The sequence below is a fragment of the Saccharicrinis sp. 156 genome (genome assembly GCF_050589685.1).
In the GTDB taxonomy this organism is placed as follows: domain Bacteria; phylum Bacteroidota; class Bacteroidia; order Bacteroidales; family Marinilabiliaceae; genus Saccharicrinis.
This window is the reverse complement of record NZ_JBNGOS010000036.1, coordinates 44169-70210: the sequence shown is the minus strand read 5'-3', so window position 1 is coordinate 70210 and position 26042 is coordinate 44169. Positions and strand designations below refer to the sequence as shown.

Below are 26042 nucleotides of genomic sequence, written 5' to 3'. Positions count from 1 at the left end.
TCTGTGTATGTGTTTTTGTACCAATAGGTTCCCTTAAGTTAACGGCTATGGAAAGTAATCGGGACAAGTGATGCCTCATTTCAGTAAAGCCTTGTTTTATTGCACTTTCAATGTTCATGACGAAGGTCTAATGCATAATCCGGGTTTAAATATTTAGTCCCTTAAAATATTGTATGGTTTTCCATCCCAACAAGAATCGGGATGGCTTTTACCTGGCAACATGAAGGTGTTTATTAATGCCTTACGGTATTTCCATATACAACTTATCCTGGCTAATAGACAATGCGTCGGTTATAATGTTGGCTGCGCAATAAAAATTACCCCGTAAATGTGTTTGAATAAAAAATAAATGAACAACAACTAAAAAACACGCTACATTTAATTTACTGTCAACATTTGGTCACCAAAACCCTCCTTCTCTTTTATTGAATCTCATATTCTTCTGAATACCATTACATTGTCTACATTGGCACACTAAATGCTGTCTATGAAAACATGAATTTTGCTTCAAATAGCTGATACAAAAACAAACAGAGGCAAAAGAAAGTAACTGAAGATGAAAGCATTAAAGTTCAAAAGCCGATTAATATTATTATCCATAGGCATTGTTTGGTGTTTACTGGGTATAACAACGAGTACATTTTTTTTATTGAATACAATACATTCCATTGCCACCTTAAAAAACAAGATAGTTAAACCTGAAGCCATTAACGCAACGCGTTACGAAACAGGTAGCTTTAAAGAAAACGAAAACAAATTGAACGACAGGACCCTCTCTGACATCCACAAATCAATAACGTTGATTCATGATTTAAAGTTTTCAAGGAGCACGGGTTACAATAGCAGATTATCAATAGAATTGGACCGATTAGCAGAACACTTTCTTACGCTGGAAAAAATAGAAAAAGAAGAACTGTCAGCGGTTCAAGAGCAAGTTAGACAAAGAACAAGAAAAGTGGAGCAACTAATAAAATTAAATATCCAACACAACAGAATATCAGCAGGTATTCTAATCGCATTTATTTTTTTTCTCGTATCCTTTCTAGGCGTCCTATTGTATTCGGGCTATCTACAAATGTACAAATTAGTGCAGGATAAATATACCTCGACACAAGAGGAAAATATTACCAGCAAACCATGCCAGCGGAGCACAATAAATTCACTGATGGAACATCAAGCATTCGTTGAATCTTATCACAACCGATATCACATTCAGAATATGCGTGATCATTTCCAACTACCATATGGCTAGCAGATATTTAAAATCAATACTATACCATTGAATGTTGAGACATATTACAACAATCACCGAATCACCGCTGAGCTTAAAAATATATTTAGGCAAACATCTTTTACAAAAAGCATACAGTTTTATTAAACCAACCAAATAAGAAATAAATCCAAACTCAACTGAGCCAAGCATGGCATTATTTATAACTCATAACACATATCACATGGAGCAAACAACAAAAAGAACACACAACGCATACGCGTTCCTTATCGGGGTTCTTCTTTTTTTCAGTGGCCAAATTTATTCCCAGTCCTATGGCGGTGTATTTAACAATCAATCGTTCGGCCGAAGTTACACGATTAAACCTTACGAGAAACTAAACATTGCTCAGGTTTTTTATAGCGGAAGGGCATACAATATCAATCTAAACAAGGAAGATTTACCCGGAGATATTCGAGTGAAAATTATCAGACCTGACAAAAATATAGTTCTATGGGATAATGCTAAGGACAATTACTCGACCGATATTCGGATAAGTCTTGGAACAACCCAACAAATTAGGATAGAAATAGAACCAAAAAACCCTGAGAATTTTAACGGTGTTAGCAGAAGTTTGGAAGTAATAATAAAGTATTACGATTACGAACAGAATCATGAACAAAATCATGAACAGAATCATGCACAAATACAAAATCCGCCTTCCAACCCTCCTGATTGTTTTAATTAACAACTGCTGTTTTACCTGTAAAAAAATTACTGATCCATTTTATAACAAGCCCTTCAAACACATCATGCCTGCGAACCAACAGATATATAGCAAAACCCGTACGCACTTAAATGATTCAGGGGAGAACGGGTATGTCATTATATGGTCACATCATTGTCACCGTTGCCCATATATTGGCAATAAATAGATTTCGCATGGGGCCTATGGGCTATGGTCATCAAAAACAGAATCACACAACACATATAAAGTAGAAGGCACCATCAAACGTTTTGATGGTGCCTTCAATCTTTAACCAAACCTAACCCTAAACTATGAGTTCTGCAAAGATAATTTTTTATCCAAAAATATCAATAGAAATTTAAAAATTTCCTTCATGTTTGCGTCAATTTTTAACCGGCAAATTCACATAAAATGTGGAGCCAACACCTTCTTCGCTCTCGACCCTAATATTACCCCCGAGCAATTGGGCATACGACCTGGCAATGGCAAGCCCGACACCTAGACCTTCGAATGCTCTTGTATCCGTATTGTCGGCCTGCACAAAACGCTCAAAAACGGCTTCCTGTCTTTCTTTCGGGATTCCGATACCGGTATCCTTTATATAAAACTCTATGGCTGCCCCATTCGCAAGGCAACCCATGTTAATGGTTCCCGATTCGGTATATTTTATGGCGTTTTTTATTAAGTTGCCAAGCATGGAATCCAGCTTGGTGCGATCGGTAGAGATATTTTTTGCGGTGACCGGCAGCAGTCTGTCAACCATCAGCTTCAGCCCCTTCTTCCGGGCTTCCGGTCCATAAAGGCCCATTAATCCTTCAACGCACGCATTAACATCGGTATCATCCACTTTAAGATAAACTGTCCCGGATTCAATTTGAGAGATCTCCACAATATCGTTTACGGTATTTAACAGGCGCTGCCCACTTTGATGAACAACCTGGATAAAACTCTCTCTATCTTCGGTATCCAAACCGGGCTGTAAAAGCATATTGGTTAATCCCAGAATGCCGTTCATCGGGGTTCGAATTTCGTGGCTCATATTGGCCAGGAAGGACGTTTTCAGCCTGTCGCTTTCCTCGGCTTTTTCTCGTGCTTTAATGAGTTCCTTCATTCTGTTAGTTCGGCCTAATTCGCCGGAAATCAAATCTGAGAGCACATTTAACATTTTGATATCATCGTCTATCCACGTTTTTTTGCGCTTAACCGAACTAAAAGCGACAAAACCATTGAATTGCTTTTCATAAATCAATGGTATGGCAAGAATTGAAGCAATACCAAATTTTTGAAGAATATTTCGTTCTGCTGCCGCTTCACGCGGTAAATATGCAATGTCCTCATAATTTATTAATTCATACCTATACAATTTATCCATCCCCCATTGAAATAAAACAGCGGGCAATTGCTGAAGATGATTGATCTGAGGCTCGATTCCTTCGTTGCACCATTCATGCGTATTACTCACCACGGTTCCATTGTTTTCATACCGGCACACATGAATCCGGTCAACCTGGGTAAACAAACCTACTTTGTCTAAGGCGGAATTAATCAACTCATCAGTTTCCAAATAGCTGCCACGGACAAACTGGTAAGAGATATCTTTAAATATCTCCTCTATACGTATGCGATTTATAAGTTGTAACTTATTATTTTTTCTTTCGGTAATATCATGGGAGACCGACAGTATTCCAACCGGGATTTGATTTTTATCCCGTATAAATGACGAAACGATTTCCACCCATATTAACGCACCATTTTTTTTGAGAAACTGTGCTTCCAACACAATGTTTTTCACGTCTGCCTCTCCGCTGAGCACCATCTGCTTTCTCTCTTCAAAAACAGGGACAATCTTTTCCATCGATTCAGGATGAACAATCCCGCTAAGCCCTATTTTTAGATATTCATCCGGCGAATAACCTAAAATACGCTCAACCGATGGGCTCACATAGGTCAGGTTCAGGTCCATATCCAAAACCGTAACCACATTTCCCATATTATCTGCAATCAGGCGGTATTTCTTTTCGCTTTCTTTCAGGGCTTGTTCCGAAAGTTTCCGCGGAGTAATATCCTGGATTTGAGCGATAGCATATTTAGGGCGACCATCGTCGTAGCTCACCATTGAAAGGTTAAGCATGGCCCATATCACCGTTTCGTCCTTGCGGATATACCGTTTTTCGGTTTGAAATTTACCTATTCCACCATTCCATAACTGACGGACATGGTTTAAACCGGAATCCCAATCTTCGGGATGGGTAATACTTTGAGAATCCAGGCTTAGAAGTTCTTCTTTTGAATAGCCCAGCATATTGCAAAAGGCTTTGTTTACGTTAATAAAATGCCCATCCGGTTTTACAAGGGCCATGCCGATGGGCGAGTTTTGCATTACCTCCCGAAACAATTGCTCGCTCTCAAACAGCACATTTACGGAATGTTTCCTTTCCGTGATGTCATTCGTAAAACTTACAATTTGTCCACCATTTAAATCAAGATGGTTAGTACTGACTTCAACATCAATAATACTCCCGTCTTTTCGACGATGTTTGGACTCAAAACGTTCACCCCCATTTTCTCTCATCCTTTGTAAATGAGCCAATGTATCTTCGGTATTTTCCAGGGCATCCAAATCGGAAATTCGCATCTTTAGTAACTCCTGCTCGCTGTAGCCACTCATTTGGCAATAGGCTTTATTCACTTCCAGCAACCGTCCCTGCATGTCTGCCCTCCAAAAACCATTTAATGTTGATTGGAGAATGGCTTTTCGTTGCTCTTCTTTCAATTCGAGAACTTCTGTTATTTGTTTTTGCTCTAAAACATCCTTTTCATATTTGGTTTTCAGAACCCGGTTCTCCTTCTGTAATTTTTGTAACTCCAGGATGAGTTCTTCTTTTGATGTTTTCAGATCGTACATGCGATTTTATTTTGCCGTGCTCTTGACAGAAGAAGCAACCTACAGTTCGCTTCAGACCGGTAAGGGTTGCTTTACCTTAAGCCTCTCAACGAATCGAACTCGCCGGTCTCCCATCTTAAAATGGTGCTAGTTATTAATTCCGGCGCGAATTTACCAAAATCATAATAATTGCCAAAGATAGAATCCGCAAGCACTTTAATTCATTACCCTGCAGAACCCGCCCGTCAGCTATGTTTAACCCGCAATATGCATTAGAAAATCTATTACACATTGAAATTGTTTCAAAACAAGACACTCCGCTGCTCCACTTCAACTCACCAGAACGATGCTCACGAAAGTAATCGGGACAAGTGATGCCTCGTTTCGGTAATGCCTTGTTTTATTTTACTTGCAATGCTCATGACGAACCTCCAATATATAATCCGGGTTTAAAAGTGCAGTTTATTGGCAAAAACACGACTACATTGTCATGGAAAAGTTCGATAAAGACGCTATTGCCGACGGATACGAGATTTCTTTTGTTCTGCAAGAAATTTCGAGGGTTAAGAAAGAAAAGGAAAACGTGAAGAAAGAACTGGCCAGGCTGAAGTGCAATAAGCTGAAGCCCCAATAACTAAAAACATTCTAATGCACCCTTATATGGAAAAACAGGTTCACACAAGGCATATAAAGTAGAAGGCACCATCAAACGTTTTGATGGTGCCTTCAATCTTTAACCAAACCTAACCCTAAACTATGAGTTCTGCAAAGATAATTTTTTATCCAAAAATATCAATAGAAATTTAAAAATTTCCTTCATGTTTGTGTCAATTTTTAACCGGCAAATTCACATAAAATGTGGAGCCAACACCTTCTTCGCTCTCGACCCTAATATTACCCCCGAGCAATTGGGCATACGACCTGGCAATGGCAAGCCCGACACCTAGACCTTCGAATGCTCTTGTATCCGTATTGTCGGCCTGCACAAAGCGCTCAAAAACGGCTTCCTGTCTTTCTTTCGGGATTCCGATACCGGTATCCTTTATATAAAACTCTATAGCTGCCCCATTCGCAAGGCAACCCATGTTAATGGTTCCCGATTCGGTATATTTTATGGCGTTTTTTATTAAGTTGCCAAGCATGGAATCCAGCTTGGTGCGATCGGTAGAGATATTTTTTGCGGTGACCGGCAGCAGTCTGTCAACCATCAGCTCCAGCCCCTTCTTCCGGGCTTCCGGTCCATAAAGGCCCATTAATCCTTCAACGCACGCATTAACATCGGTATCATCCACTTTAAGATAAACTGTCCCGGATTCAATTTGAGAGATCTCCACAATATCGTTTACGGTATTTAACAGGCGCTGCCCACTCTGATGAACAAGCTGGATAAAACTCTCTCTATCTTCGTTATCCAAACCGGGTTCTAAAAGCAAGTTGGTAAATCCCAGAATGCCGTTCATCGGGGTGCGAATTTCGTGGCTCATATTGGCCAGGAAGGACGTTTTCAGCCTGTCGCTTTCCTCGGCTTTTTCTTTCGCTTTTAAAAGCTCTACGTTTTGTTTTTTTAGTTTTCGTTCGCTTTCCACCAGTGCAGTAACATCTTCTTTTATTGCCAGATAATGAATTATTTCCGAATCGTCATTTTTTATGGGTGTTATGGTGGCTTGTTCGTAAAAAAAGTCGCCGTTTTTTTTCTTATTGTAAAACACCCCTTTCCAGGTCTTACCCGAGGAAATGGTTTTCCACATTTCGGCATGGTATTCCTGCGTATGTTCGACTGCCCTTAAGAACCTTGGGTTTTCCCCCCGCACTTCTTCCGAAGCGTAGCCGGTTACTTCCGCAAACCTGGGATTGACATACTGGATATCTCCGTTTGCGTCCGTGATCATTATCATGTTTGCACTTTGCTCCACTGCCGTTGTAAGCTTCAATATTTCTGCCTGTACTTTTTTTCGCCATCTGATATCGCGAACCGCTATCACCCGAGCTTCAGATTCGCCTCCATCCTCCACGATATATCTCCCTTCGATTTCGATCGGGATGATTGAACCATCTTTCCTAATCATCTCAATTTCGTACGGGGGTGCATGCCCTTTATTGATGTTTTTATAAACAACAGGATGGTACTTCACCGGAACAACCATTTCTATCACATTTTTCCCTATTAAATCTTCATAGGTGTAACCACTGAGTTTTGTAAACGAATTGTTCGCATCGAGAATAATTCCGTTGTCGGTTATTAGGATTCCTTCAAACGTAAGGTTCGATAGTTTTTTGAATTTTTTCTGGTTTTCTTCCGCGTTTTGTTTGGCCTCAATGAGCTCTTTCATTCTTTTTGTCCGGGCTAATTCGCCGCAAATCAAATCTGCCAGTGTCCTTAGTATCTTGATATCAATCCCGAGCCATTTTTTTTTGGTTTTAACTGAATAGAAACTAATAATTCCCTGGAGTTGTCCCTCATGAATCATTGGTATCGAAAGAATTGAAGCCACATCCATTTTTTCAAGAACATATCGCTCGTAGGCAGCTTCTGCAGGCAAATCTGCAATATCCTCATAATTTATAATCTCAAACCTCTTCATTTTGTCTGTCCACCAGGGAAAGGTATCAACCTGTAATTGCTGAAGGTCATTGATTTGAGACGTTAATCCTTCTCTGTTCCATTCATGCGTATTGCTTATCAGGCTTCCATTTTCTTCGTACAGGAATACAAAAACCCGGTCAACCCGGGTAAACATCCCTATTTTTTTTAGGGAGGCTTTAATTAATTTATCGCATTCCTTATAGCTGCCGCGCACAAACCGGTAAGAGATATCATTGAACAATTCCTCCATCCGGACACGGTTCTTGAGCTGCATCTCATTTTTTTTAATGTCGCTAACTTCGTGGACCGAACCGATTACCCCAATTATATTATTATTAATCTCCCGCAGCGGGCAATAATCAGTCACACCCCATCCGGATTTACCCGAGCCGGGCACTTCGTAAGGGTAGTAGGGAGTAGTTACTGTTTCTCCGCCCATGGCCTTTAGAAAAAGATCATATACACCCTGCTCTTTTAGAAATGGGAATAATTCAAGTGGATGTTTCCCTATTGCTTCTTCTTTTGCTATGCCACTGATTTTTTCCATGGCAGGATTCCATAAAACATACCTGGCATCCAGCCCGCATACCAGCAATCCACTTTGGGTATTGTTGATTATTTGCTGGTAAAACTGTTCAGACCCCAACAGCAACTGTTCCGCTTTTTTCCTTTCGCTAATATCATGGGAGACAGACAAGATACCAACCGGTTCCTGGTTATTATCCCTTATAAATGACGAAACAATTTCTACCCAAATTAACGTGCCATCTTTCCTAAGAAATTTTGCCTCCAACTTAAGGCCTCTTTCAAAGTCTGCCTCCCCGCTGAGCGCCTTCTGCTTTCTCTCTTCAAAAACGGGGACTATTTTCTCCATCGATTCGGGATGAACAATCCCGCTAAGCCCTATTTTTAGGGACTCATCCGGCGAATAACCTAATATACGCTTAACCGATGGACTTACATAGGTCAGGTTCAGGTCCATATCCAAAACCGTAACCACATTACCCATATTATCTGCAATCAGGCGGTATTTCTTTTCGCTTTCCTTCAGGGCTTGTTCCGAAAGTTTCCGCGGAGTAATATCCTGGATTTGAGATATTGAAAATTTAGGTCTGCCATCGTCGTACCTTAGCATTGAAACATTAAGCAGCGCCCATATCACCGTTTTGTCTTTGCGGACATACCGTTTTTCGGTTTGAAATTTACTTATCGTACCATCCAGTATCCGCCGGACATAAATTAAATCCGCATTCAAATCTTCGGGATGCGTAATGCTTTTAAAATCCAGGTTTAGAAGTTCTTCTTTTGAATAGCCCAGCATATTGCAAAAGGCTTTGTTTACATCCATAAAGCGCCCTTCCGGTTTCACAAGGGCCTTGCCAATGGGCGAGTTTTGTATTACCTCCCGAAACATTTGCTCATTTTCAACCAGTTGATTTAGGGCTTGTTTCCTTTCCGTGATGTCATTCGTAAAACTTACAATTTGTCCGCCATTTAAATCCAGATATTGCGTGCTGACCTCAACATCAATAATACTCCCGTCTTTTCGGCGGTGTTTCGACTCAAAACGATCACCCCCATTTTCTCTCATCCTTTGCAGATGAGCCAATGTATCTTCGGTATTTTCCAGGGCATCCAAATCGGAAATTCGCATGTTTAGTAACTCGTGCTGGCGGTAGCCACTCATTTGGCAATAGGCTTTATTCACTTCCAGCAACCGTCCCTGCATGTCTGCCCTCCAAAAACCACTTAATGTCGATTGAAGAATAGCCCTGCATTGCTCCTCTTTCAATTCCAGGCTCTCTGTTTTCTGTTTTTGTTCTAGGGCTTCCTTTTCATATTTGGTTTGCAGAACACGGTACTGTTGCTGTAATTTTTGTAACTCAAGGATGAGTTCTTCTTTTGTTGTATTCAGATAGTCCATGGGATTGTATTTTAGCGTTGTCCAAGCCGGAAGAAGCAACCAACGTTTCGTGCCAGTCGTCCAACGTGAGACTTAGGTTTTACATTTTGCATTCAATTTAACAAGAACGTCCTAATTACCATAAAAAATGTCCAAGGGCGTTGACTCCCTGACCCGTTTAAGCGCCCATTGGCTTTGTTTAATGCCAGGATACTTCAAACCGCACGTGCTCAACAAACTACGTAATCAAAATCCTTACTATTCCTCCCGGACCACCTAACCCGCTAACCACATCTTCAGCTGTTGGAGAGGGATCTGAAATGTGTCTATTTTGGATTTTTTTCGTCTGCTTCAGCAATCAATAATTCTCATTTTTCTCCTTTTAACCTAGTTAATGAAAGCTATCCGGAAAGGCATCAACCGCTGCCTTACCAGCGCAATCTCTGCTCCTAATGTTGGAAAAAAAATCCTCAATTAGTCATATCCAATCACTTTATTTTCTGTTTTTTGACAATTTGTATAAATCATTATTTGAAATACGTTTGTATTAATATCAATGATTCAGCTTGAAGGATAGTTTTTGAATTGTATTGATTGCAGCCTGCTCTTAGCTTATTTCTTTAACATCCCTCATGGCAAATAACGTTTGTACGGTAACAATGTTGAGCATACGGTTTAATGCCAATAAGCGTAAAGCCTTCAATTTTTAGGGATTTTAAAGATTTGCTTCCCTATCAACAATTAGGCAAATAGTTTTGTTTAGCACTACTCTTTGATGTTTTATTATACCGCACTGAAGTTGCATACGGGGCACGAATTTATTTTGTTTTTTTTTTGGGGGGGGGCAAACCCTAATGCCCTGTGGGCAAACAGGGATGTTTTTGTAAGCACATTGGCGCGCCTTTTTATCGCATTTTTCTTGCGCAGGCTTGCCAATGCGTTTACAAATAGTGGGCTATTGCGTTAGCTTCTCACGGTTTTGCCTAATGCTTCTAACAGCTGAGGATTATCTTCTAATCCAATCTTTGCTACTGCGTAGAACTCGCTCATCCAATCATCTATCTTGGCAAATGCCGCATCTTTGTTTTTTGTTGCGTCTTGCGATTCTCCTTTTTCTTTAAGGTACTCTGCCCTGGCAGCTTTCAAGTCAGAAATCATTGTGCTGGCAGCTGTTAGATCATCAACTGATATCTTTAATCTGGCTAATTTGCCCTGGATAGCCGTATCAGTTGATGCAACGCTATAGAATTTATTTGCAGCTTCTAACCATTTCATATAAGTGCGAGGCATTGCACCTGAAATGGATAATTTATCTGCTGTTAAAGGATCATTGCGGAACACCACTTTTGCTTTCTTGCGATGAATATTAAAGGTATCTTCCAATTGTTCTTTTTTACCCGAAAAATCTGCATAGGCAGCTGATGTTTCATCGTCTTCTGTTTGGTTTAAGTCGTAAGCCTGTCTTGTTTCTGTTAAGATTGCCTTACCGGCTCCGATAACTGCGGAATCAAAACCTAACTCAGCCATGATTGCTGCGATATCTGTTTGGGATTCTGCATTGTCTAATGCAATTCTGTACTGTTCTAATGTTTCAGCTTCCGAGAATTTTGGTTTAGTTGCCATAAAAATTGAATTTAAAGGTTTATAAATAAAAGCTAATTTTTTTCAACTTACATTTTAACGCCTTCGCCTTACAATTCAATTCCTACGACTCACATTTCCGTTACTTCGACCTACCATTGTATCCCTTCCGCTTACCTTTCTGTTCCTTCGCTTTACCCATGGGCTCCTTCTGCTTACATTTCCATTCCTTCCTGTTGCAGTTCTATTCCTTCCAATTACATTTCAACGCCTTCTCACTACCTCTGTATCAATTGCGGCTACAGTGTTATAATGTTAAATATAACAAATTTTTTTTATATTTATTATTGGTTAGCATTTATAAATTATGCCATACTCTTTGTTTAGGGTTGGATTGTCAATGAAATTAAGTTATCATCCGTAATAGGTATCAGAAATCCTGTTACGCACCTTCAATGTATAATCCGGGTTTAAACCAAAAAAAACGCAAATCCCAAAACTGAGACTTGCGTTTAATTCATGACATCCATTTCGGTTTTCGGGAAACCTAGGCATTCAGTATTTTTTTAACCAGGTCAGCGATCTCTTTACCGTCGGCTTTACCACCCAATTCTTTGGAAGCCATCCCCATAACTTTACCCATCTCTTTTATGGATGCGGCTCCCGATTTTTCAACGATAGCAGCCACCAACTTTTCCAGTTCGGCCCCGGTGATCTGCTCCGGCAAAAACCTGGCAATCACCTCTGCTTCGGCTGTTTCCTTTTCTGCCAAATCCTCACGACCTTGATCCACAAAAATGGCAGCGGCATCTTTACGCTGCTTCACCATTTTTTGCATGATTTTTAGTCCTGCCTCTTCAGTCACCTCTTCACTGGAAGCCGTATTGGCTTCAATCAGTTCTTTCTTTATTCCGCGCAAAGCCTCCAAGGTAACCTTATCCTTGGCTTTCATGGCTGTTTTTATTTCTTGCGATATTTGTTCCAGTAATGTCATCACGCTTATTTTAATTTAATTATAATACCCACTGAATATAGACATCCACTAGCATACTTGCCATTCCCGCTCCACCATATCAGCGTTTGCAATTGGTTTTTTAATGGATTTATCTTATTTCCGACGCAACAAAGCGCTGTCAAACTATACAGATCGTTGATGTGTCGGTCTTATTTGAGTTCCTCACTAATCCACATTATCGTGTAGATATGGATTATCGCGCATAATTTTAGTTTTACCATCCTTGCCTTCCGAGATTGTAAATCTTGAAACCTTATACTGCGAATCATCTCCGTCAGGAATATCGACCTGCTTCGATTTTTTGCGCTTATATGCCGGCACATTTTCAATACGTTCAATATACCTGTCATCCTCCATTTCCTCCGATGAGATAGAAAAACGCTCTCCTATTCCTGTCGATATCCTACTTTGCAAATTCCCCAATGTCAAATCAGGTTCTTTTTCCTCTACCGTTTTTTTTCGGACAGTATCTTTATAAAAAAGATTAATTCTTTCTTCTTTCGCTTTCTCAATAGCATCAAAATCCACGACTCTTGAAGTCCCTTCGTCCGGCTCATCCAGATCGAGCACTACATGTTCTTCATCTGCCATATCCACCACTTCTTCTTCACTCACCTCCCCCTCATCGTCTGCTAAAGAAAAGCGTTGAACTTTCGGCTCGTTTCTCTGGGAAAATTCGGCAATGTTTTTGGTGTTGAAACCGGTAGCTATAATGGTAACGCTAACATTATTCTCCAATTTTTCGTTCGTGCCCGTTCCCCATATGATGGAGGCACTCATCCCCACTGTTTCCTGCACAAAATCGGTTACCTCACCAACCTCGTCCATGGTAATTTCTTCCACGCCCGAAGTAATGTTAAGTAAAATATTTTGTGCTCCACAGATATCATTGCTGTTTAACAATGGCGACTCCAACGCTTGCTGAATAGCCAGCAATGCTCTATTATCGCCGGAAGCAGAGGAACTGCCCATAATGGCCACTCCACTATTTTTCATCACGGTTTCCACATCGGCAAAGTCGACATTTATATAGCCGTGAACCGTAATGATTTCAGCTATTCCCTTGGCTGCGGTTGACAGCACGTCATCCGCTTTGGAGAAGGCATTGGATAGTTTTAGATCACCGTACATCTCGCGCAGCTTCTCATTGTTGATCACCAGGAGCGAGTCCACGTTCTTCTCCATTTCGGCTATTCCATCCAAAGCCTGGTTTATTCTTAATTTCCCTTCGAACTTAAACGGAATGGTAACAATACCGACGGTGAGAATACCCATATCGCGGGCTGCCTTAGCGATAATCGGGGCAGCGCCAGTTCCTGTTCCACCACCCATACCGGCGGTGATAAAAACCATTTTGGTGTTGTCCTGCAATACTTTTTCAACCTCACCGATATTCTCGATGGCCGCTTGCTTTCCTTTTTCCGGTTTGTTTCCTGCACCGCGTCCTTCGGTGAGCGACTCGCCCAATTGAATTTTTATAGGCACCGAGCTATTTTCCAATGCTTGCTCATCCGTATTGCATACTATAAAGTTCACATCTTTAATACCCTGATTGAACATGTGATTTACCGCATTGCTACCACCACCTCCAACTCCAATTACTTTAATAATACAATCGCGGTTTTGAGGTATATCGAAATTCATTAACTCCTCGCTCATGTTTTTTGTTTTTTAGATATCCTGCCCTACAAAGACAGGACACATAACTACATGTTATTATAATATATTCAGGCCTGAGCCAGCTGGCTTAGCAGTTGGCTTAGGCCAGCAGCTATTTGCTACATCTCCACATCTTTCTCGTCAAATATTCCTGCTATGGTCTTTTTAAAACTTCCAAACAGGTCTCCTGTCGTATATTCGGGTTTTTCTCTGCGTTTTTTCTCTTTACGCGGCTGGGATGTCACTTTTCTGCTTTGAACTTCGGCATCTTGAAATTCATCGGAAAACAACTCTTGCTCAACCACCTTTTTAACCGGATTATCCATGGCACTCAACAGCAGCCCGATACTGGTCGAATACATCGGTTTGCCGGCATCTTCCACATTGTTCTCTGCCAGATATTTGTTAGGTATACCAATACGTACCTCGAGTCCTGTGCGGAACTTCACCAGCTGCGGTAGGTTTTTCAACAACGAGCCACCACCTGTTATCACAATCCCCGCACCCAACTTATCGTAAAGCTTAGAAGATTCTATTTGATACATCACATAATCCACAATCTCTTCCATACGAGCTTGGATAATGTATGCCAGCGATTTAAAAGATATTTCCTTGGGCTCCCAACCTTCAATTCCAGGTATGGTAACCACCATATCCTCACGTTCCAGGTCGCCCAAGGCAGAACCAAATTGAGTTTTCAATGATTCAGCTTGTTTTTGCAATACCGCACAACCTTCTTTCACATCTGAAGTTACCACATTACCTCCAAACGGAATTACGGCTGTATGCTGAATGACCCCATCGTAAAATACGGCCACATCGGTTGTACCCCCACCAATATCCACCAATACCACGCCGGCCTCTTTTTCCTCATCTGTCAGCACCGACCGTGCCGAAGCCATTGGTTCCAGGATCAGATGATTCAGCTTTAAACCTACACGGTTGATGCACTTCTCGATGTTATTAACCGAAGCAATCCTTCCCAAAACGATATGATAATTACCCTCTAAACGACGGCCAGACATGCCGATGGGATTTTTGACTCCCGCTTCGTTATCCACCACATAATCCTGCGAAAAAACATGCAAAATATTTTCACCCGCTTCCAAAGGAATCTTGAAGTTATCCTTATATAACTGATCCACGTCGTACTGTGTTATTTCGTGACTCGTTTCTATATATCGGTAACCTCTGTTTCGCAAGCTTTTAATATGCTGACCGGCAATACCCACGTAAACCTCGTGCAATTTAACGTCATATTTGGCCTCTACATTAAAAACCAAATCCTTGATAGCATTCACCGTTTCCTCAATATTAAGCACAACCCCCCTCTTCACACCTGTCGACGGTACTTTTTCTATACCGACAATGTGCATTCTACCGTGCTCAGTTTTTTGTCCAACAACAGCTACAATTTTTGTGGTACCGATGTCGATAGCAGCAATTAAATTGGAAGTATCACTCATATGTTATTTTTTTGTACAAATTATTTGACCTTCGAACTGTAAATTAATCTCTTTGTAATTATTCCACTCCCTGGGATGCAATCCTTTGCGATACAGTGCATATAGATTCCTCATCTTGACCGGATAATTTTCGAGCGACCCCAAATAAATAATTTGATCGCCAACACGGGGAGCCAAAGAGAACTCTCCGTTTTGTTCAACATATACTTGCTCTATTTGCGCATTCCAGAACTCATTTGACTTGATGAATCTTGCAAATTCAATCACCTCAAACAGACTATCCAACTTGTTAACATGTCCGCTTATCACTAATACATGTGCAGCATAGCTATCAAACAAAGGCATTTTTTCACCTTCCTCATCAATGTAATACGAAGAGAGCCCTGAAAACACCCTACATAACGGTTTCCTTTGCTCCAGCCTCACATTCAAATGGCCTCCAACAGTGTAATAGGCCTCACACTCGCTGACTGCCTCATGCTTTTTTATGAAATGCTCAATCTCCTCACAATCTATGGCTTCCAGCTTACCACCTAAAACATTGGGATATTTATTGAGCAGCACATTACGCATTTGGGTTGAGGTAATAAAACCAGCTTCGATGCTGTCGTTGACCACAACATGTATGTCGGAGCAAACCACCTTACTTTTACCATTTGAAACAAAAGCAAAAAGCACGGGAAAGTATGCTATCACCAATCCCCACAGTATCATATTTTTAACTTTAGCTACCATTATCCTCTTACCTACTTCAACCCGTTTAAATATATTTGAATAAACAAAACTTACTTCTATCAAAGCCTGCTTTTTTATAAACAATCGGCAGGTTTTTATTAACGATTAACGAATATAATTTTCCAAAATATGGGAAAGCGTTTCCATGAAATGCATTTACGGGTAAAATCCCGCCTCGATTTTATTTTAAAAACGCAGTAGATTCAACCTCTGTATATCTATAAAAAACAATCTATTCAATTCATTCACTCTGATTGTTACAAAACAATATATTTTAAATTTCACTTTAGAACCTCAACAACCTTATCAATTTCCTTATCGATATCACCGGCACCCATCATTAACAAAACTTCCGGCTTCATTGACTTTATTTCCTTTATCAATTCTTTTTTAATCGTCAACCTTTTCACCGGCAAGTCTACCAAATCCAAAATAAGCTTCGATGTGACCCCCTCCATTGGTTTTTCCCGTGCCGGATAAATATCAAGCATGATGAGTTCATCCAATTTGCCCAGGCTTTGCGCAAACTCTTTATAAAAGTCATTCGTTCTGGAAAACAAATGGGGCTGAAAGACACCCGTCACCTTACTATCCGGGTACAACGCCCGAACGGATCGAATCGTGGCTTTTATCTCTTCGGGATGATGGGCATAATCATCAATCAGCACCAGGTCATCACGTTTAATCCGATAATCGAACCTGCGTCTGATTCCTTTAAATTCAGACAAGGCCGACCTTATCTCCATGCCCGTAGCCCCAACCCAATAGGCTACCGAACAAGCACCCACCGCGTTTTCAACATTGACCAGGCCCGGAACGCCTACTGTAATATCTTCAATCAACACGCCCTGTGCATTCAAATCAAAATGATAAAGACCATCCACCAAACGAATGTTTTCGGCAAAAAAATCCGCTTCTTTATCTTCCAAGGAATAAGTTATATGCTTCACGCCTTCACCTGCCTTAAACGCCAGATCGATCTCCTTTTTGGTAAGCAGAATACCACCCGGCTTCACCAAATAGGCAAATTGCTGAAACGACTCTTTCACCGAACTATCGTTGCCATACACATCCAAATGATCGGCATCTGCACTTGAAACCAAAGCCAAATAAGGCTTCAACCTCAAAAAAGAACGATCAAATTCATCTGCTTCCAAAACCACAAAGTCGGACTTATCCGAAAGCAACAAATTTGTTTTATAGTTCTGGGACACCCCTCCCAAAAATGCACTACAGCCTACATTTGACTGCTTTAACAAATGTGCAATCATGGTTGATATTGTTGTTTTCCCATGCGTTCCGGCCACACAAATACCTTTGTGCTGATGGGTTAGCAACCCCAGCACTTCGGACCGCTTTTTCACGGTAAACAAATGTTCTTTAAAATAAGTCAATTGTTTATGGTCGGGAGACACCGCCGGGGTATATACCACCAATGTGTATACCGGATTTTTATATTCACCCGCTATCAACTCCACTTTATCCTCAAAATGAATTTCAATCCCTTCTTTCTGCAGCTCGCCAATCAAAACAGTTTCTGTACGGTCGTATCCAGCCACCGCATATCCATTGGCCTTAAAGTAACGCGCCAGGGCACTCATGCCAATCCCGCCAATTCCAATTAAATAAACACTATTTACCCTACTAAAATCCATTTTTATCTCTTAACCAACTTACATATTTCTTCTACAATTACTTTAGCGGCATCCGGCATTGCAAATTTTTTAACATTACGTTTCAACCGTTCAAGTTCCTCGTCATTATTTAACAGCGCCAACACTTTTGCCACCAGTTCATCTGACACGTTTTTATCCGCCACTATTTCGGCCGCCCCCTCTTTCACCAATGCCATGGCGTTTTTGGTCTGATGATCTTCCGACACGTTAGGTGACGGCACAAACACCGCCGCTTTTCCCAGCAAGGCTATTTCCGAGATGGACGAAGCGCCTGCCCTGGAAACCACCACATCAGCCAACGCAAATGCTGCTTCCATTCTATCTACAAAAGCCATGATTTTTATGTTCTCATTTTCGGGAACGGCATCCTTTATCTTCCCGTAATAATATTTACCTGTTTGCCAGATCAGCTGAACGCCTTCTTTTTCCAGCCGCCCGTAGCCTGCCTCAATCCCTTCGTTGATTGTCCTGGCTCCCAGGCTTCCTCCGGTTACAAACACCACTTTTTTATTTGGGTCAAGCCCGAAATATTCAGCGGCCTCTTTCCTACTCACTTTACCCAACAAGTTTTGCCGTATGGGATTACCCGTTCGTATAATCTTATCCTTTGGAAAAAATCGTTCCATTTCGGGATAGGCAACACATATTTTACTCACCTTTTTTGACAATATCTTGTTCGTTACACCCGGATAGGAATTCTGCTCCTGGATAACGGTAGGAATATTTCTATTGGTCGCCACCCGCAAAACCGGGCCACTCGCATAGCCACCAACACCTACCACCACATCCGGTTTAAACTGCCGCACCACCCGTCGCGCCTTCATCATACTTGCCGCCAATTTAAAAAAGAAGGTCACGTTTTTCAAGGTAAGTCTACGCTGGAAACCCGCCACAGGTAAACCCACAATTTCATATCCTGCCGCCGGTACCTTTTCCATCTCCATCTTCCCTTCGGCCCCAACAAATAATATTTGTATTGACGAATCCAATTCTTTTAAAGCATTCGCTATTGAAACTGCCGGAAATATATGTCCTCCGGTTCCTCCTCCACTTATTATCACCTTCATAACTTATTCGACTTAATATTACAAGACTAGAGACAATTAACTGATTTAACCCGCCATATGCATTAGAAATTAAACACCAGCTACCTCCGCTTCTTCTTTTAAACGCTGCGCTTCTTCCATATTATTTCTGCTGACCGCCAAAATAGCGCCCATAGCAATACAGGTAAATATAATAGACGTACCCCCCATGCTTACCAATGGCAACGGTTGTCCGGTAACCGGAAATATACCTACCGCTACACCCATATTAAAAAAGCCCTGGAACACCAGCAGGTATGACAAGCCGATGGCTAAAAAAGCCGGAAACGTACGTGTGCTCCCACGGACAATCACACCTGCCCTAAACAAGAACACTACGTAACACATGATTACAAAGAAGGCCCCAATTGTCCCCCATTCCTCAACTATGATCGCAAAAATAAAATCGCTATACGGGTGAGGCAGAAAGTTTCGTTGCTTACTGTTCCCCGGACCTTTGCCAAACAAGCCGCCGGTTGCGACCGCCATTTGTGCCTGTCGGGATTGGTAACTCCCCTCCGACTCCTGGTCTTCATCGTTTACAAATCTTTCGATACGTGCTTTCCAGGTTTCGGCCCTATGTAAGAATGGCAAATAAGGTGATGCCAAAAACAAAATAGTGACCAACATAACTACCACCCCAACTGTTCCGAACAAATATTTGAATGGCACACGACCAATAAACATCAGTAAAAATGCGATAAATCCAATCAAAAAGGCCGTAGAGAAATCTTCCGTAAAAATGAGCAGGCACACGATTCCGACATAAGTCATGATGGGTTTAAACGCCCCTTTGGCCCCATGCTCATCGTCCTGGTTACGGGCAAGCGTTCGGGCGATGTACATGATCAAAGCTAACTTTGCCAGTTCGGAAGGCTGAAACGAAATACCGATACCCGGAACCGTCAGCCACCGCGAGGCCTGGTTCAGGCTTATACCAGTAGCCAGGGTTATAAGAAGTAACCCAATGGAAACCCATAATGCCACCGTGGCATATTTGGCAAACATCCGGTAATCCATCTGGTGAATCCCCCAAATTACAGCAATCCCTACCAACAGAAACACAAAATGCTTGAGCATATAGTAATACGTATTCCCTCCCTGGTACTTGTACGCCAACGAACCGGTTGAACTGTATACAGCCAACAACGAAACAGCCGCCAACATGGCTATCACCCCCCACAATATGGGGTCTCCTTTAAAGTACTTTTGTAAGGTAGCCTTTAGTCCCATTTAATTATATTCAATTAGCACAAACAGTACTACAGATTTCTAACACATTCTTTAAACAAACGACCACGCTCTTCGTAATTCTCAAACAAATCGAAACTCGCACAGGCCGGGGATAACAATACCGAATCACCTTTATCCCCTAAATAATAAGCTGACTTAACAGCCTCGGCCATACTGGAAACTTCAACAACAGTTGGCACGACTCCCTTAAAGCTTTCCATCAGTTTTTTATTATCAGTGCCCAAACACACCAAAGCTTTCACCTTTTTTTTAGCCAGCTCTATTATGTCGGAGTAATCATTTCCTTTATCCACTCCCCCTGCAATCCATATCACCTTGGTATCCATACTCTCCAATGCATACCACGACGAGTTAACATTGGTAGCCTTGGAGTCATTGATAAAATTCATGCCCCTAACCTTCAGCACCTTTTCCAAACGATGTTCTACCCCCTTAAAGCTGAGGAGGCATTCGCGAATGCCAGGCTTTCGGATTTGAAACAGATGTGCAACGATACCCGCTGCCATCGTATTATAACGATTGTGCTGTCCCTGAATGGCCAGCTGCTCCATAAATACACTCATGGCATCCCCCTTTAGATTAAACACTATTTTGTCATCTTGAAAAAAAGCTCCCTCACGGATCTCTTTAAAATTTGAAAACGGTAACTGTTGCGCCTTTATATCACGCACTTGCAACTCCCGTGAAATATTTTCATCGTCCAAACAATAAATAAAATAGTCATCCGCTGTTTGGTTTTGGATAATTTTAAATTTAGAAGCAATGTAATTTTCCATTTTGTAATCATACCTGTCCAGGTGATCCGGTGTGATATTTAACAAGACAGCTATATCTGCTTTAAAATCAAACATTCCATCTAGCTGAAAACTACTCAACTCCAACACGTACCAATCCTTAGCCTTTTCAACCGCTATTTGGCGGGCCAGGCTGTGCCCAATATTCCCGGCCAAGCCAACTTTTAATCCTGCACCTGTCAATACATGATAAGTCAGCAGGGCGGTAGTGGTTTTTCCGTTGCTTCCGGTGATTGCCACAAATTTTGCATCGGTATGTCTTGCTGCAAATTCTATCTCCGAAACAACAGGAATCTTCCGCTCCCTTAACGCCTTTATTATTGGAACTGAATCAGGAATTCCAGGACTTTTCACCACTTCATCTGCCCTATAAATTTTATCTTTCGAATGCTGTTCCTGCTCATACACTATCCGATTGTCATCCAACTCCTTTTTAAAAGCCTCTTTTATAGTTGACTTATCAGACACAAAAACATCATATCCTTGCTTTTGTGCCAACAACGCCGCACCTACACCACTTTCTCCGGCCCCTAATATGACAATCCGCCTTCTCACTATTCCTATCTTACTTTAAGTGTTACAATTGTTAATACCGCCAGAATAATTCCTACAATCCAAAATCGGGTCACAATCTTAGATTCTGTATATCCCATCTTTTGATAATGATGATGCAATGGTGCCATTTTAAAAACCCTACGACCTTCACCATATCTCTTTTTAGTGTATTTAAACCATGATACCTGGATCATGACTGAGATATTCTCCACCAGGAAAATCCCACAAAGGATAGGAATCAACAATTCCGTTTTAATGATAATGGCAAAAACCGCAATTATACCACCCAGTGTCAAACTACCGGTATCCCCCATAAAAACCTGGGCCGGGAAAGAGTTATACCATAAAAATCCGATAGTGGCACCGATAAAGGCACTCATAAAAATCACCAGCTCCGCCGATTGCGGGATATACATTATATTAAGATATTCGGCAAATACGGTGTTACTGGAAACATAGGCAAGTATACCCAGAGTGGTACCAATGATGGCGGATGTCCCCGTTGCCAGGCCATCCAAACCGTCGGTCATATTAGCGCCATTAGACACCGCAGTGATGACAAAAATAACTGCCAGCACAAACACCACCCATCCCCACTTGGCAGCACTTTCCCCCATAAAACTCACAAACCAGGCATAGTCGAACCGGTTGTTTTTCATGAATGGAATCGTTGTTTGGGTAGTTTTAATATCCACGGTTGCCGGACGTTCAACCTGCTCACCCGCGTCGTTGGTCACAACAATTGTTTCGCCGGGAATTTTCTCTCTCACCACAACCGAATCACTAGACCACAAAGTCAAACCAACAATCAGTCCCAGTCCTATTTGACCGATGATTTTGAAACGCCCTGCGAGACCTTCCTTATTCTTTTTAAATACTTTAATATAGTCATCTAAAAAACCAATCACCCCCAACCAAACGGTAGACACCAGCATCAAGATAATATAAACATTGGACAGCTTGGCAAACAGGAGGGTTGGGATTAGTATTGATGCAATTATGATGACACCGCCCATTGTTGGCGTCCCTTTTTTTGCATATTGCCCTTCGAGATTTAAATCGCGAACGACTTCCCCAATCTGCTTTTTCTGCAACAGATTGATCACGCGCTTACCGTAAATGGTACCTATCAAAAGGGAAAAAATCACGGCCAAACCCGAACGGAACGAAATATATTGAAACATTCCTGCTCCGGGAATATCCATCTGCTCCAAGTATTCAAAAAGATAGTACAACATACTTTTGTTTCTTAACCTATAAAAACACGATTACAATAAGACTCTCGACTTATGATATCATTTTAAAAATTTCCTTAATCACTTCTCTATCATCAAAATGATGTTTCACCCCTGCTATTTCCTGATAATCTTCATGTCCTTTGCCCGCCACCAAAATAATATCGCCACGCTTCGACAACATGCAAGCCGTTTTAATGGCCTCTTTTCTGTCAATGATCGACACCACTTTTATTCGATTTTCAAAATCCACCCCTTCCATCATATCATCTACAATAGCTTGCGGATTTTCCGATCTGGGATTATCCGAAGTCAATATCACCCTGTTACTTCCCAATACAGCCACCCTGGCCATCTCGGACCGCTTAGATTTATCTCTGTCGCCACCGGCCCCTACAACTGTAACCAATTCCTGTCCCAGCTGACGGATTTGATTGATGGTTTCTATCACATTTTTTAACGCATCCGGGGTGTGGGCATAATCCACAACCGCCGTAATACCCGACCTGGAACGTATAGTCTGAAACCTCCCATCTACCGAATGCAAGCGGCTTAAACTCAACAACACCTCTTCTTTATCTCTGCCTAAAGACATCGCAGTTCCATATACCGCCAATAAATTCTGTGCATTGAACTTTCCTATAAAAGGGGTCCATACCTCATTATTATTAATTAACAGTTGCATCCCCTCGAACATACTCTCCACAATTTTTGCCTTATAGTCTGCCATTGCACGTATCGAGTACGTTTTTATACGGGCTTTGCAGTTTTGCACCATTACCATGCCGTTCTTATCGTCCACATTTATCATGGCAAAAGCATCCTTCGACAATTCGTCGAAGAAAGTTTTTTTAGCTTTCAGATAACCACTGAATGTCTTATGGTAATCCAGGTGATCATGCGTTAGGTTGGTAAAAATACCTCCCTTATATCTTAATCCTGCTATCCGTTTTTGATCGATGGCATGTGAACTCACTTCCATAAAACAATACCTACATCCTGCATCCACCATTTGGCGCATGATTTTATTCAGAGCAACCGGATCGGGTGTAGTATGCGTAGAAGCCAATTTTTTGTCGCCAATATAATTTGCCACCGTACTAAACAACCCCGATTCAAAGCCCATATCGCGAAAAAGCTCGTACAACAGGGTGGCGACGGTTGTTTTACCATTGGTTCCTGTGACTCCAATCAGCTCCAGCTCTTCCGATGGTTTTCCGTAAAAACCCGAAGCGATTTCCCCCAAGGTCAACGCGCTATCCTCAACAACCACAAAGGTGATATTAGCATAACACTCCTTGGGCAATTCTTCGCAAACCACAATAGAACAACCAGAGGCAATTGCCTTGGCAATAAAAGAATGACCATCCACATTCACCCCCCGCACCGCTACAAACAATGTATCGTCCGAAGCCTTCCGAGAATCAAAAGTGATCCCGGTAAAGACAACATCGTTGTTACCGACCAGCGTTTTCACCTGTGTCCATTCTTGTATTTGCGAAACCTTTGTCATTTCTATCCTAGCTTAATAAATACCTTTGTTCCGTTTCTCAATCTCGTTCCCGCCTGTACCGATTGGCCAATCACCCTTCCGCGTCCCGATACGATCACCTTCATCCCCAAATTCTCCAGCAGGGCAACAGCATCTTTAGCACCCATTCCTTGAACATTAGGCACCAACCCATTGGAAAACGTTTTTCTGCTAAAATTAACTTTATGCTCCTGCGCACTGGTAGAAATCCACTCCGACTGAACATCTTTACCATCAATGGTCACATTCAATTCCTCAAAGACGGCCAGCAGGTCTTCTTTTTTTCCTCCTTTGGAATAGGGAAGAATGCCTTCTGCAGGAATCTCTACCGGATGTTCGTCCAACATATCAAAACCCGAGGCATACACCCTGTCAGAAATTTGCTTAAACACCGATCCGGCTACGATATTCCCATAATACACATTATTCGATGGTCCGTTAACTACCACGATACACGAATACCGGGGTCTATCCGCAGGAAAATATCCGGCAAACGAAGCCTGATATTGCACGCCGCCATTCTTGTAGCCCCCACTCCCCTTTGCAATTTGAGCCGTACCTGTTTTTCCGGCTATCTTATAATTTTTGTTTTTTATATTCCGTCCCGTGCCGTTTTCAACCACACCCACCAATAACTCATGAACCTTTTCAATGGTTCCCAAAGAACAAATAGACGGATTCAGCACCACGGGCTCATACGATTTCACTTCCTCACCATGTTGATAAACCCCTTCCACAAAATAGGGCTTCATCATTTTCCCGTTATTGGCCACTGCATTATAGAAGGCCAATATTTGCAAGGGCGTCAATTTTGATTCATAACCAATCGAAATCCAAGGCAAAGAAACACCAGACCAAGATTTTGATCCCGGGTACTTAATCATTGGCTCCCCCTCACCTTTAATTTCCAATCCGTGTTTCTTATTCAAACCCATAGCATAAAGCCTATCTATGAATCGTCTGGGATTTGAATTATAATTTTCAAATATCATCCTGGATATCCCAACATTGGACGATTTCTCAAAAACCTGTCGGTATGTAATTTTCCCATAGCCACCATGATGGCTATCCTTCATATTACGATCGTAAAAGCGATGGACTCCCCGCCCTGTATCAATGGAATCATCCAGATTTATATATCCATCCTCCAAAGCAGCCATGATACTGGCCAGTTTAAATGTTGACCCCGGTTCGGTGGCCTCACCTATGGCATAATTAAAATAATCCTCAATATAAACCCCTTCACTTTTCCTGTGCAGATTCACCAAAGCTTTGATAGCTCCGGTTTGAACCTCCATCAATATAGCCACCCCATGATGCGCATTATGCTTTACCAATTGTTGTCGCAAGGAATTTTCTGCGACATCCTGAATTTCAATATCTATAGAAGTAAGAATATCCATTCCGTTCTGGGGTGGCATTACCTCCTCCGGCACCCATCGTCCCGAAATACGGGTAAACGTGCTCACCCCGTTCTTGCCCTTTAAATCTTCGTTAAAAGCACGCTCCAAACCCACCATGCCACCTTTCTCTTTTTCCTCGTACAATTTTCCGATAGTACGGGAAGCCAAAATCCCAAAAGGTTTTTTACGCTGATCTAATTGCTCGGGGATGAAGCCACCGACGTTTTTGCCGAGTCGGAAAATTGGAAATTCCTTTATTTTTTTCAGTTCGGTAAACGAAACCCTTCTGCGATGGATCCGGTAATACCTTTTATGCTCCTGTCGGGCTGCAGTCAGATTGCGTTTGTAGGTATTTGCCGAGCGATCCTTAAAAAACTTCGACAAACAAATGCTCAGACTATCTATATTTTTATTAAAAATATCATTGGTAAGTCCGTGTGCCATCATATCCATATACAAACGATAACTGGGCACCGAACAAGCCAGCTTGCGACCATCACTGGCTAAAATATTACCTCTATTTGCTTCAATTTGACGTTCCTTATTGGTCATTTTTTCTTCCAAGGCACGCCACTCAGCCCCTTCAAACGCCTGCAAGTGCACCACCTTACCAAAGACAAAGACCGCCAATACTACCACTGCCAGATAGATGACACCAACTCTCCATGTTATGTCTCTTTTAATTGTCATTCTCTTAGTCTTTGTAACAAAGCACCAAATACTT

Annotated in this window: 17 protein-coding genes; 3 read left to right on the top strand and 14 right to left on the bottom strand. The window is 41.6% G+C overall.

Features of this window, described 5'->3' with window-relative positions; all coding sequences use genetic code 11:
• The first annotated feature begins 556 nt into the window (after nt 1-556).
• Entirely contained in the window at nt 557-1252 is a 696-nt protein-coding gene (locus tag ACRD64_RS19850; RefSeq protein ID WP_430935296.1) for a hypothetical protein, read from the top strand.
• A 202-nt stretch (nt 1253-1454) separates the two neighbouring features.
• Nucleotides 1455-1958, top strand: coding sequence for a hypothetical protein (locus ACRD64_RS19845; protein WP_430935294.1), 504 nt, complete (start codon nt 1455-1457; stop codon nt 1956-1958).
• 382 nt (nt 1959-2340) lie between these two features.
• Here the strand turns inward: ACRD64_RS19845 and ACRD64_RS19840 are convergent, their stop codons facing one another.
• Nucleotides 2341-4863 carry a PAS domain-containing sensor histidine kinase gene (locus ACRD64_RS19840; RefSeq protein ID WP_430935292.1) on the bottom strand — a complete coding sequence of 841 codons (2523 nt, stop codon included), beginning with the start codon at nt 4861-4863 and terminating at the stop codon, nt 2341-2343.
• Between the two features lie 469 nt (nt 4864-5332).
• Between ACRD64_RS19840 and ACRD64_RS19835 the strand changes: the two genes are divergently transcribed.
• On the top strand, nt 5333-5476 hold the full coding sequence (locus ACRD64_RS19835; RefSeq protein ID WP_430935290.1) for a hypothetical protein: 144 nt from the start codon (nt 5333-5335) through the stop codon (nt 5474-5476).
• A gap of 193 nt (nt 5477-5669) precedes the next feature.
• Here the strand turns inward: ACRD64_RS19835 and ACRD64_RS19830 are convergent, their stop codons facing one another.
• From ACRD64_RS19830 to ACRD64_RS19770, 13 genes are all read right to left on the bottom strand, one after another.
• The gene (locus ACRD64_RS19830) at nt 5670-9350 is read right to left on the bottom strand and encodes a PAS domain S-box protein (protein ID WP_430935288.1); all 3681 of its coding nucleotides are present in this window, start codon (nt 9348-9350) and stop codon (nt 5670-5672) included.
• A 942-nt stretch (nt 9351-10292) separates the two neighbouring features.
• Nucleotides 10293-10952 (bottom strand): hypothetical protein, encoded by a 660-nt coding sequence (locus tag ACRD64_RS19825; RefSeq protein WP_430935286.1) that lies wholly within the window; start codon nt 10950-10952, stop codon nt 10293-10295.
• Between the two features lie 505 nt (nt 10953-11457).
• Entirely contained in the window at nt 11458-11904 is a 447-nt protein-coding gene (locus tag ACRD64_RS19820; protein ID WP_430935284.1) for a GatB/YqeY domain-containing protein, read from the bottom strand.
• A gap of 186 nt (nt 11905-12090) precedes the next feature.
• On the bottom strand, nt 12091-13584 hold the full coding sequence (gene ftsZ / locus ACRD64_RS19815) for a cell division protein FtsZ (protein ID WP_430935282.1): 1494 nt from the start codon (nt 13582-13584) through the stop codon (nt 12091-12093).
• A gap of 119 nt (nt 13585-13703) precedes the next feature.
• Entirely contained in the window at nt 13704-15050 is a 1347-nt protein-coding gene (ftsA, locus tag ACRD64_RS19810) for a cell division protein FtsA (RefSeq protein WP_430935280.1), read from the bottom strand.
• Nucleotides 15051-15053: 3 nt separating this feature from the next.
• Nucleotides 15054-15869: a cell division protein FtsQ/DivIB gene (locus ACRD64_RS19805; protein ID WP_430935278.1), complete on the bottom strand. Its 816-nt coding sequence runs from the start codon at nt 15867-15869 to the stop codon at nt 15054-15056.
• A 197-nt stretch (nt 15870-16066) separates the two neighbouring features.
• Nucleotides 16067-17440 carry a UDP-N-acetylmuramate--L-alanine ligase gene (gene murC, locus ACRD64_RS19800; protein WP_430935276.1) on the bottom strand — a complete coding sequence of 458 codons (1374 nt, stop codon included), beginning with the start codon at nt 17438-17440 and terminating at the stop codon, nt 16067-16069.
• Nucleotides 17441-17442: 2 nt separating this feature from the next.
• On the bottom strand, nt 17443-18528 hold the full coding sequence (gene murG / locus ACRD64_RS19795) for an undecaprenyldiphospho-muramoylpentapeptide beta-N-acetylglucosaminyltransferase (RefSeq protein ID WP_430935274.1): 1086 nt from the start codon (nt 18526-18528) through the stop codon (nt 17443-17445).
• Between the two features lie 69 nt (nt 18529-18597).
• Nucleotides 18598-19779 carry an FtsW/RodA/SpoVE family cell cycle protein gene (locus ACRD64_RS19790; protein WP_430935272.1) on the bottom strand — a complete coding sequence of 394 codons (1182 nt, stop codon included), beginning with the start codon at nt 19777-19779 and terminating at the stop codon, nt 18598-18600.
• 29 nt (nt 19780-19808) lie between these two features.
• Complete coding sequence (gene murD / locus ACRD64_RS19785; protein WP_430935270.1) at nt 19809-21149, bottom strand: UDP-N-acetylmuramoyl-L-alanine--D-glutamate ligase; 1341 nt, start codon at nt 21147-21149, stop codon at nt 19809-19811.
• Nucleotides 21150-21154: 5 nt separating this feature from the next.
• Nucleotides 21155-22387 (bottom strand): phospho-N-acetylmuramoyl-pentapeptide-transferase, encoded by a 1233-nt coding sequence (gene mraY / locus ACRD64_RS19780; protein ID WP_430935268.1) that lies wholly within the window; start codon nt 22385-22387, stop codon nt 21155-21157.
• Between the two features lie 49 nt (nt 22388-22436).
• Nucleotides 22437-23897 carry a UDP-N-acetylmuramoyl-L-alanyl-D-glutamate--2,6-diaminopimelate ligase gene (locus tag ACRD64_RS19775; protein ID WP_430935266.1) on the bottom strand — a complete coding sequence of 487 codons (1461 nt, stop codon included), beginning with the start codon at nt 23895-23897 and terminating at the stop codon, nt 22437-22439.
• A gap of 2 nt (nt 23898-23899) precedes the next feature.
• The gene (locus ACRD64_RS19770; protein WP_430935264.1) at nt 23900-26008 is read right to left on the bottom strand and encodes a penicillin-binding protein; all 2109 of its coding nucleotides are present in this window, start codon (nt 26006-26008) and stop codon (nt 23900-23902) included.
• Nucleotides 26009-26042 lie beyond the last annotated feature (34 nt).